Consider the following 9,634-nt stretch of genomic DNA (forward strand, 5'->3'; position numbering starts at 1 on the left):
CATGCTGCGGCGGATCCGGATGCCGTGGGTGTTCGCCGGGCTGATGGTGTGCGTGCTCGGCGTCATGCTGATCCTGGCCGGCTACGCCAGTGCCGGGATCACCAGCGACAATCTGGCGCACGATCCGGTGGGCGATTCCACCGTGCCCTCCGCTGTCCGCGACGGCGGGCCGGTGGTGGACGCGACGCGGCAGCCCGTCACCGCACGGTCCATTCCGGACAAGACGATCGCGCTGACCTTCGACGACGGGCCCGATCCGACGTGGACCCCGCAGGTGCTCTCGATTCTGCGCAAGTACCACGTCCCGGCCACGTTCTTCGTCGTCGGCTCACGCGCGAGCAGCAGGCCGTACCTGCTGCGGGAGATCCGTGACGCCGGGTCCGCGGTGGGACTGCACACCTTCACGCATCCCGATCTCGTGGACGTCGGGCAGTGGCGGATGGACCGCGAATTCTACGAGACCCAGCTCGCGCTGGCCGGTGCCGCGGGCGTGACCAGCGATTTGTTCCGCCCGCCGTATTCCTCCTCCACCGACGCGCTCGACGATCTCGGTTACCGCACGGTGCTCGCCGCCGGTTCGCTCGGCTACGTCAGCGTGTTCACCAACGAAGACAGCGAGGACTGGCAGCGGCCCGGCGTCGCGGCGATCATCGCCAACGCGACCCCGCAGGGCCAGCGCGGTTCGATCGTGCTGATGCACGATTCCGGCGGGGACCGGTCGGAAACGGTGGCCGCGCTGGATCGCTACATCCCGATGATGCAGGCGCGCGGTTACCGGTTCGACACGGTCAGCGGGGCGGTCGGCCTGCCACCGGCGAACCAGCCCGCCCCCGGCTCCGCGCGGATCGCCGGGACGTTCCTGGTCACCGCGGTCGGCATCGCGCTGTCGCTGGTGACGGTGCTGCAGTGGATCCTGCTGCTCGTCGGCGTGCTGGTGCTCGTACGGCTCGCGCTGATGGTGATCGTCGCGCGGGCACACGCCCGGCGCCGCCACGATCCGCGTCACCGGTGGGGGCCGCCGGTCACCGAGCCGGTGTCGCTGATCGTGCCCGCCTACAACGAACGGGCCAACATCGAGGTCGCGATCCGCTCGTTCCTGGCGGGCAGGCACCCGCTGGAAGTGGTGGTGGTGGACGACGGCTCCACCGACGGAACGGCCGATCTGGTGGAATCCCTTGCCCTGCCACGGGTCCGGGTGATCCGGCGCGAGAACGGCGGCAAGGCGGCCGCGCTCAACACCGGCATCGCGCTGGCACGGCACGATCTCGTGATCATGGTCGACGGGGACACCGTGTTCGAACCCGACACGGTGCACCTGCTCGTGCAGCCTTTCGCCGACCCCGCCGTCGGCGCGGTCGCCGGCAACGTCAAGGTCGCCAACCGGGACGGTTTCCTCACCACCCTGCAGCACATCGAGTACGTCGTCGGGTCCAACGTCGACCGCCGGGTGCACGACCGGTTCCAGTCCATGCCGACCGTGCCGGGTGCCGCGGGCGCGTTCCGCCGCTCCGCGCTGCTCGAGGTCGGCGGGGTCAGCCAGGAGACGCTGGCCGAGGACACCGACCTCACCATCGCGCTGGGCCGGGCAGGCTGGCGTGTCCTGTACGAGGAACACGCGATGGCGTGGACCGAGGTGCCCGCCACGTTCCGGCAGTTGTGGCGGCAGCGCTACCGGTGGACCTACGGGACCATGCAGGCGGTGTGGAAGCACCGGCACGCGATCGTCGAACGGGGCCCCGCGGGCCGGGTCGGCCGGGCCGGGCTGCTGCACGTCGGGGCGTTCCAGGTGCTGCTGCCGGTCACCGCGCCGCTGATCGACGTCTTCTTCGTCTACGGCCTGTTCTTCCTCGATCCCGGCGTGACGCTGCTGTTGTGGTCGCTGGTCATGGCGATACAGGCCGTCGGTGCCGTGATCGCGTTCCGCCTGGACGGGGAACCGCTGGGCCCGTTGTGGTTACTGCCCGCGCAGCAACTGGTGTACCGCCAGCTGATGTATCTGGTGCTGGGCCAGTCGCTGATCGCCGCGGCCGCCGGGGTCCGCGTGCGCTGGCAGCGGATGCGGCGCATCGGTGTGCTGGAGGGGATCGTACGCGAGAGCACGCCACGGCCCGCGCACACGAAGGTGGCGCAAGTCCGCGCACCGGTACCGGCCTCCGCGCCGCCCGCGGCCGGTCGCGAGCGGTGGCTCGATCTGGCCGGTGTGCTCGCACTGAGCGCGGTCGTGGTCTACCACATCACCGGTGCGCGGTGGCTCGGCGTCATCCCGTCGACCGCGGTGCTGTTCGGGCTCGGCGGTTCGCTCATGGCCCGGTCCATGCGCGCACGGCCGGTCGTCGACGTGGTCCGGGACCGCATCGTCGCGATCCTCCCGCCGCTGTGGGTCTTCGGGCTGGTGCTGGTGCCGCTGATGCTGGCGCATCCGTGGCGGCAGGTCAGCTTGTCCAGCCTCGCGTTCTGGGTGGTGCCGGTGCTGGATCCGCCGGTCAGCGACTGGTCCGGCGACGCGGCGAGCGGCGTCTGGTTCGCGCGTGCGGCGCTGTGGTTCGTGCTGCTGACCCCGTTGCTGGTGCGGGCGGTCCGCCGCCGCCCGGTCGTCGCGCTGTCGGTGCCGCTGGCGCTGGTCGCGTTCGACGCGGTGCTCGGCTCGCCGCTGAGCAACGCGGGACCGCTCGCGCAGGCGATCCTCGACTTCGGCACCTTCGGCAGTTGCTGGGTGCTGGGCGTCGCCCATCGCGAAGGGGTTTTCCGCCGCGTGCGCCCCGAGATTCTCGTGGCCGCGGCGGTGCTCGCCGCCGGGATCGGCGTGGCGTGGCTGCTGGCGCGCTCGCACGCTTCGCCGGACGTGAACAACGTGCCGCTGGCGCAGGCACTGGAGGGTGGGGCGCTCGTGCTGGTGGTGCTCATGGCGCGGCCACCGATGCGGTGGCTGACCCGGATTCCGTTGCTCGCCGGGGCATTCGCCGCGATCAACCGCAGGACGCTGACGGTCTTCCTGTGGCATCCGGTGGCGCCGATCGTCGCGCTGTGGGCCGAGGACCGGCTCGGCCACTGGAACAGCGGGCTGCAGACAGGGTTCACGGTCCTCGCGGTCCTGCTGCCGATGATCGTGCTGGGCCGGCTGGAGAATCTGGTCAAGCAAGGCCCGTCGCGGCGGACCTTCACCCTGCCCGAGCGGACGACTACAGTCGGCGGATGACAGCGACCGCGCACGAGAGGCAGCCATGCGAGGCCTCAAAGCCGCCGGGGTGGCCGCGGTGCTGCTGGGCGCGGGGCTGGCTGCCCTGAGCCCGCAGCAGCGGCTCCCGGCGCACACCGACACCGCGGCGTCCGCGCCGATTCCGGTGCCCGCCGCTCCCCTGGCCGGCAACACGCGCCTGGGTGTGATCACCTTTTACGCGGCCGCCGACAACGATCCACCCGGTAGCACCGCGATCGCGTTTTCCCGCTCCGGCGGCGCGCCTACGCCGCACGACACCGCCGGCGGCACCGGCACCTTCGCCGATCCGCTCACCTTCGCCGCGGCCGACGGCGAATTCCCGCCCGGCACAAGGATTTACGTACCGGAAGTCCAGCGCTACTTCGTCCTCGAGGACACCTGCGCGAACTGCACCGGCACCCATATCGATCTCTGGACGGGCCCGGCCACCGACACCGGCGTCCTCGACTGCGAGGACCAGCTCACCCCCGACGGTCCAGGGCTCTACGAAATCGACCCGCCGCCCGGACTTCCCGTCGTCGCCGGCGATCTGTACCGCGACGGCCGGTGTTACCAGCCTGCCGGGTAACTGCTTCCGGCACCCGGGTTGAGGCCCTTCGTCACTGGTCCCGCGCCGCGACAGCGGCCCACGCTGGACCCATGAACGATATCGAGAGTGCGAAAGCAGCCCGCGAGGCGCGGAAGTCCGCGGTGGAGCGCGTCGCCTCTGGTCACACGACCGAAGAGTTGGCCGAGCGCGCGATCCGGCGTCACATGCTCGCCGAAGAACTGGCGCACGAGAAGACCCGCAAGCGCGAAGAGGCCCGTAAACGCGAGGAGAACGAGAAGTCATGAGTCTCTCCCGCAGGATCGCGGATCTGTTCCGCATGAAGGTGAACAAGGCGCTCGATCGCGCCGAGGATCCGCGTGAGGTGCTCGACTATTCCTATGAGCGGCAGCTGGAGATGCTGACCAAGGTCAACCGCGGCCTCGCCGACGTCGCGACCAGCCGCAAACGGCTGGAACTCCAGCTCGCACAGCTGCACAAATCGGCGGAAACCCTGACCGCGCAAGCCCAGCAGGCGGTGTCGGTCGGCAAGGACGAACTGGCCCGCGAGGCACTGACCCGCCGGGCCGCGGCCGCCGCGCAGATCGCGGAGCTGACCACCCAGCGCGACTCGGTGGCGGCGGAGGAGGAGAAGCTGAAGGCCGCCTCGGAGCGCCTGCGCGCGAAGGTGGAGGCGTTCCGTACCCGCAAGGAGACCATCAAGGCCACCTACACCGCCGCCGAGGCGCACACGCGCATCGGCGAAGCGGTCAGCGGGATCTCCGAGGAAATGGGCGACGTCGGCGTGGCGATGCGGCGGGCCGAGGACAAGACCTCGCAGCTGCAGGCCCGGGCCGGTGCCCTGGACGAGTTGCTGGCCTCCGGCGCGCTCGACGACGCGACCCGGCCTGCCGGCCGCGACGACATCCAGGCCCAGCTGGACGCGGTCTCCGCCGACGCGCAGATCGAAAGCCAGCTCGCGCAGATGCGGAAACAGCTGCCCGCCGGAACGGGAAAGGCGGAGTCATGATCGCCCGCATTCTCGGTGAAGGGCAGTTCACGCTTCCCGACGAGCACCTCGATGAGCTCAACGCACTCGACGACGCGTTGCTGGCGGCCGTCGACCACGATGACGACGCCGCGTTCGGCGAGGCACTGCGGAAGCTGCTGGCCGCCACCCGCCGCTTCGGCACGCCGTTGCCCGCCGACGCGCTGATCGCCTCCGAGTTCGTCCTGCCGACCGAGGACAGCACCGTGGCGCAGGTGCGGGAGCTGCTGTCCGACGACGGCCTGATCCCGGGGTGAGGACGTGCGCACCCGTTTTCCGCCCGACCGGCCGCTGACCGCGCGGATGCTGCTGACCGTGTTCCTGCTCGGTCTCGTGTACGCGGCGTTCATCGCGGTGTTGTTCGTGCTGCTCAAGTCGGTCGTCGTGGTGGTGGTCATCGCCGCGGCACTGCTGGGTGCCCAGTACTTCTTCTCCGACCGGATCGCGCTCACCGCCATGCGGGCGCGGATCGTGACCGAGGAGGAGGAGCCGCGGCTGCACGGCATCATCGACCGGTTGTGCGCCACCGCGGACATGCCCAAACCGCGCGTCGCGGTGGCCGACACCGACATGCCGAACGCCTTCGCCACCGGCCGGAACACGCGGCGCGCCGTCGTCTGCGTGACCACCGGGATGCTGCGGCGGCTGGACACCGCCGAGCTGGAAGGCGTGCTCTCGCACGAGCTGTCGCACGTGGCACACCGGGACGTGGCGGTGATGACGGTCGCGTCGTTCCTCGGGGTGCTGGCCGGGCTGGTGGCCCGGTTCTCGCTGTACTCCGGGATGCTGGGCCGGGGCCGCCGCGACCAGACCGTGCTGGTGATCCTGGCCGTGTCCGTGATCTCGATGGTCGTCTACGCGATCAGTTTCCTGCTCGTGCGCGCGCTGTCGCGGTACCGCGAGCTGGCCGCGGACCGTTCCGGCGCGATGCTGACCGGGCGGCCGTCCGCACTGGCCTCGGCGCTGACGAAGGTCAGCGGCGACCTCGCCCGCATCCCCACCAGGGACCTGCGGTCGGTGGAGGCGTTCAACGCGTTCTTCTTCGCGCCCGCGCTCGGTTCGGGGTTGTCGTCGCTGCTGTCCACCCACCCCAGCCTGCAAACGAGGATCGACCGCCTCGGCGAGCTGTCGGCCGAACTCGGGGAACCCGCCCGATGAAGTTCTTGGATGTCCTGCTGGGACGGACGAAACCGGTCCGGCCGGATCTGGACGCGTTGTTCGCCGTTCCGGCCGCGGCCACGGGCCTCGAAGCGGCACTGGGAATGAGGCCGACCGGGGCGGGTGCGGTCTGCTTCCGCACGGCGGAAGGCGAACCCGGTGCGCGCGCGGAAAAAGACGCGCTCGAACTGGCCACAATGGACGCCACGAGCACGGTCGAGGTCAGCCGCGACGAGTACGCCTACAGCTGGGTGACGATCCGCCGGGCCGACCGGGACCTGGCCGCGCTGGTCACCGACCTGCACGCGGTCAACACCGCCCTCGGCGACGCCGGGTTCGGCTCCGGGCTGCTGTGCATCGTGCTCGGCTTCACCACCGCGGACGGGCGCCCGGTGGGCCTGGTGTACGTGTTCAAGCGCGGCACGTTCTACCCGTTCGCCCCCGTCGAGCACGACCGGCGCGACAACGAACTGGAACTCGCCATCCGCGCCCATCTGGGCACCGACCTGCCGGTGGAACCCGATCTCGCCCGCTGGTTCCCGCTCTGGTCGGCCCCGCCACTGCGGTGAGGCGGCACGTCATCGCCACTAAGAGGTAGCCGGCCTCTCCCCTTGGAGGTAAACCGCGCGAGCCCCGTTGATAACGATCGTTCACGCACCTACATTCCTCGGTATGGACGACTTCACGGACATCAGCTACAAGGTCGAAGACGGGCTCGCCTGGATCACGATCAACCGGCCGGAGCGGTACAACTCCTTCCGCGCTCGTACGGTCGACGAACTGGTCAAGGCCTTCAAGAAGGCATGGGGCAGCAAGGAGGTCGGCGTCATCTGCCTGACCGGCGCCGGCGAGAAGGCGTTCTGCACCGGCGGTGACCAGAAGCAGCGGGCCGAGACCGGCGACTACGGCCCGTCGGACTCCGGTCTGTTCGAGATCGACGCGCTGCACCACGTCATCCGCGACGTGCCCAAGCCGGTGATCGCCGCCGTCAACGGCTTCGCCATCGGCGGCGGGCACGTACTGCACGTGCTGTGCGATTTGACGATCGCCTCGGAAACCGCCGTGTTCGGCCAGAACGGGCCGCGGGTGGGCTCCTTCGACGCCGGGTTCGGCACCGGCTACCTCGCCCGGATCCTCGGCGAGAAGCGGGCGCGCGAGGTGTGGTTCCTGTGCCGGCGCTACACCGCCGCGCAGATGGAGAGCTGGGGACTTGTCAACAGCGTCGTGCCCGCCGACCAGCTGCACGCCGAGGTGCGCAAGTGGGCCGACGAGATCCTGTCGCTGTCGCCGACCGCACTGAAGGTGCTCAAGCAGTCCTTCAACACCGACACCGAGCAGTTCGCCAGCACCGGGCAGCTGGCCTACTCCTACCTCAAGACCTTCGGCGAGTCCGAGGAGGCACTGGAGGGCATCACCGCGTTCAACGAGAAGCGCAAACCCGACTTCTCCGCCTACCGCGGCTCCTGATAACGGTCGTTCACGATGCGGTTCACTGAGGAGCAACAGGCGTTCGCCACCGCCGTCCGCGACTTCTGCGACGCCGAGTGCGCCACACTCGCGCAGCGGGACGCGCTCACCGATGGGGGCAGGCTGGCCAACAGCCCCCAGATCCTGGCGAAGCTGGCCGACCTCGGCTGGCTCGGGGTCTCCATCCCGGAGGAGTACGGCGGTGCGGGCGCGGGCATGGTCGAGGAGTGCCTCTTTCTGGAGGCGACCTCGCGCGGGCTCGCGCCCATCACCGCGTACTCGACCGGCCTCACCGCGGCGCAGACCTATCTGCGCTACGGCACCGAGCAGCAGAAGAAGGAGATCCTCGGCGGGCTGTGCCGGGGCAGGCTCGAGGCGATCGCCCTGTCCGAGCCGGGCGCAGGCTCGGACCTGGGCTCGGTGCGGATCAAGGCCGTCGCCGACGGCGACTCCTTCGTCGTCAACGGGCAGAAGACGTGGACCTCGGCCGCACACGTGGCCGATCACCTGCTGCTGCTGACCCGTACGGAAACCGGGCCGAAGAAGCACGAGGGCCTGACCCTGCTGATCGTGCCCACCGACGCGCCGGGGCTGGAGATCCGCGGCATCGAGACGATGGAGGCGCGCACCGTCAACGACCTGTTCTTCACCGACGTACGCGTGCCCGCGGCCAACGTCGTCGGCGAGGCCGGGCAGGCGTGGCGGCACCTGATGCGCGGGCTGTCGGTGGAGCGGCTGATCATCGCCGCGATGTCGCTGGGCGCCGCGCAGCGCTCGCTCGACGACGTGCTCGGCTACGTCAAGGAGCGGGAGCAGTTCGGCCGCACGATCGGCAGTTTCCAGGCGATCCGGCATCGCATCGCCGATCTCGCCACGGAAATCGCCTACTGCCGGTCGTTCGTGTACGACGTGGCCGAGCGCATCGACGCGGGCGAGGAGGAGCAGCTCGCGCGCGAGGGCTCGATGGCCAAGCTCAAGTGCACCGAGGTCGCCAAGCACACGGCGCTGGAAGCCATGCAGATGATGGGCGGCTACGGCTATGCCCGCGAGTACGGCATGGAGGGCCAGGTCCGCAAGGCGCTCGCTCCCCCGATCTACGGCGGGACCAACGAGATCCAGCGCGAGATCATCAGCAAGAGTCTCGGGCTGTAGAAGGGACACCGATGGCAGAAACGAAGAAGTCCGTGTTCGCGCCGGATCTGCTGGCCGGCAAGCGCATTTTGATCACCGGTGGCGGCACGGGCCTCGGCCGCGGTGTCGCCAGGCACCTCGCCGATCACGGGGCACAGGTGCACCTGTGGGGGCGCCGGGAGGCGGTGCTCGCGGAGGCGGCCGCCGAGGCGGGCAAGCCGGGCGCGGTGCACTTCCAGACCGTGGACGTGCGCAAGGCCGAGCTGGTCGACGCCGCGATGGCCGAGATCTGGGCGCAGCACGGGCCGCTGACCGGGGTGCTCAACAACGCCGCGGCGAACTTCATCGCACCCACGGCGTCGATCTCCTCGCGCGCGTTCGAGGCGATCAGCTCGACGGTGATGAACGGCTCCTTCAACACCACCCACGCCGCGGGCAGGCGGTGGATCGAGCAGGGCCTGCCGGGCACGGTGCTTTCGACGCTGACCACGTGGGTGTGGTCGGGGTCGGCGTTCGTGGTGCCCTCGGCGATGGCGAAGGCCGCGGTGCACGCGATGACCATGTCGCTCGCGGTGGAGTGGGCACGCTACGGGATCCGGCTCAACGCGCTGGCACCCGGGCCGATTCCGACCGACTACGCGTGGGAGATGCTCAACCCGACGGAGAAGAGCGGGGTGGGCGCGACGCAGGCGGACCAGGTGCCGATGGGCCGCATGGGCACCGTCGAGGAGCTGGCCAACCTGACGATCTTCCTGTTCTCCGACGCGTGCGACTACCTCACCGGCGAGACCATCGCCATGGACGGTGGCCAGCGGCTGGCGGGGCCCGGCACCTTCGCGGGCCTGACGTCACTGTCCGATCAGGACTGGCAGGAGATCAAGGAGCGCAGCCAGGCGGCCAGCGCCAGCGCCAAGGCGCAGCGTTCGGTCTGAACCCGGCGTGAGTTGAGCCCCCAGGTGATTGGCGGATTCGAGGGGTCGTTGCAACACAACTGGTCAACTGGCCAGGAGCTTAGCGAAGCGCTCGGCTGGGGTTTCCCAGCCGAGCGTTTTGCGTGGGCGGTGGTTGAGTTCGGCGGCGACGGCAT

Annotated in this window: 10 protein-coding genes; all 10 read left to right on the forward strand. The window is 70.0% G+C overall.

Annotation, left to right across the window (positions count from 1 at the left end):
- Nucleotide 1 precedes the first annotated feature (1 nt).
- The 10 genes from HFP15_RS39195 to HFP15_RS39240 all read left to right on the forward strand — a co-directional run bounded on the left by HFP15_RS39195 (nucleotide 2) and on the right by HFP15_RS39240 (nucleotide 9,479).
- Nucleotides 2–3,196 (forward strand): glycosyltransferase, encoded by a 3,195-nt coding sequence (locus HFP15_RS39195; RefSeq protein ID WP_168523149.1) that lies wholly within the window; start codon nucleotides 2–4, stop codon nucleotides 3,194–3,196.
- A 25-nt stretch (nucleotides 3,197–3,221) separates the two neighbouring features.
- Nucleotides 3,222–3,785, forward strand: coding sequence for an RlpA-like double-psi beta-barrel domain-containing protein (locus HFP15_RS39200; RefSeq protein WP_168523151.1), 564 nt, complete (start codon nucleotides 3,222–3,224; stop codon nucleotides 3,783–3,785).
- Between the two features lie 71 nt (nucleotides 3,786–3,856).
- Nucleotides 3,857–4,051: a hypothetical protein gene (locus HFP15_RS39205; protein ID WP_168523153.1), complete on the forward strand. Its 195-nt coding sequence runs from the start codon at nucleotides 3,857–3,859 to the stop codon at nucleotides 4,049–4,051.
- A complete protein-coding gene (locus tag HFP15_RS39210; RefSeq protein WP_168523155.1) occupies nucleotides 4,048–4,773 on the forward strand; it encodes a PspA/IM30 family protein in 726 nt (241 codons plus the stop codon). Before HFP15_RS39205 ends, HFP15_RS39210 begins: the two co-directional genes overlap by 4 nt.
- Nucleotides 4,770–5,048 carry a PspA-associated protein PspAA gene (pspAA, locus tag HFP15_RS39215; RefSeq protein ID WP_168523157.1) on the forward strand — a complete coding sequence of 93 codons (279 nt, stop codon included), beginning with the start codon at nucleotides 4,770–4,772 and terminating at the stop codon, nucleotides 5,046–5,048. Before HFP15_RS39210 ends, pspAA begins: the two co-directional genes overlap by 4 nt.
- Before the next feature lie 4 nt (nucleotides 5,049–5,052).
- Entirely contained in the window at nucleotides 5,053–5,949 is an 897-nt protein-coding gene (gene htpX / locus HFP15_RS39220) for a zinc metalloprotease HtpX (RefSeq protein WP_168523159.1), read from the forward strand.
- The gene (gene pspAB, locus HFP15_RS39225; protein ID WP_168523161.1) at nucleotides 5,946–6,518 is read left to right on the forward strand and encodes a PspA-associated protein PspAB; all 573 of its coding nucleotides are present in this window, start codon (nucleotides 5,946–5,948) and stop codon (nucleotides 6,516–6,518) included. The genes htpX and pspAB overlap by 4 nt, the downstream gene beginning before the upstream one ends.
- A 103-nt stretch (nucleotides 6,519–6,621) precedes the next feature.
- On the forward strand, nucleotides 6,622–7,416 hold the full coding sequence (locus HFP15_RS39230) for an enoyl-CoA hydratase-related protein (RefSeq protein ID WP_168523163.1): 795 nt from the start codon (nucleotides 6,622–6,624) through the stop codon (nucleotides 7,414–7,416).
- Between the two features lie 15 nt (nucleotides 7,417–7,431).
- The gene (locus tag HFP15_RS39235; RefSeq protein ID WP_168523165.1) at nucleotides 7,432–8,568 is read left to right on the forward strand and encodes an acyl-CoA dehydrogenase family protein; all 1,137 of its coding nucleotides are present in this window, start codon (nucleotides 7,432–7,434) and stop codon (nucleotides 8,566–8,568) included.
- 11 nt (nucleotides 8,569–8,579) lie between these two features.
- Nucleotides 8,580–9,479, forward strand: coding sequence for an SDR family oxidoreductase (locus HFP15_RS39240; protein ID WP_168523167.1), 900 nt, complete (start codon nucleotides 8,580–8,582; stop codon nucleotides 9,477–9,479).
- Nucleotides 9,480–9,634: the final 155 nt, after the last annotated feature.

Origin of the sequence: Amycolatopsis acididurans (assembly GCF_012328925.1) — a bacterium.
Taxonomy (GTDB): domain Bacteria; phylum Actinomycetota; class Actinomycetes; order Mycobacteriales; family Pseudonocardiaceae; genus Amycolatopsis_E; species Amycolatopsis_E acididurans.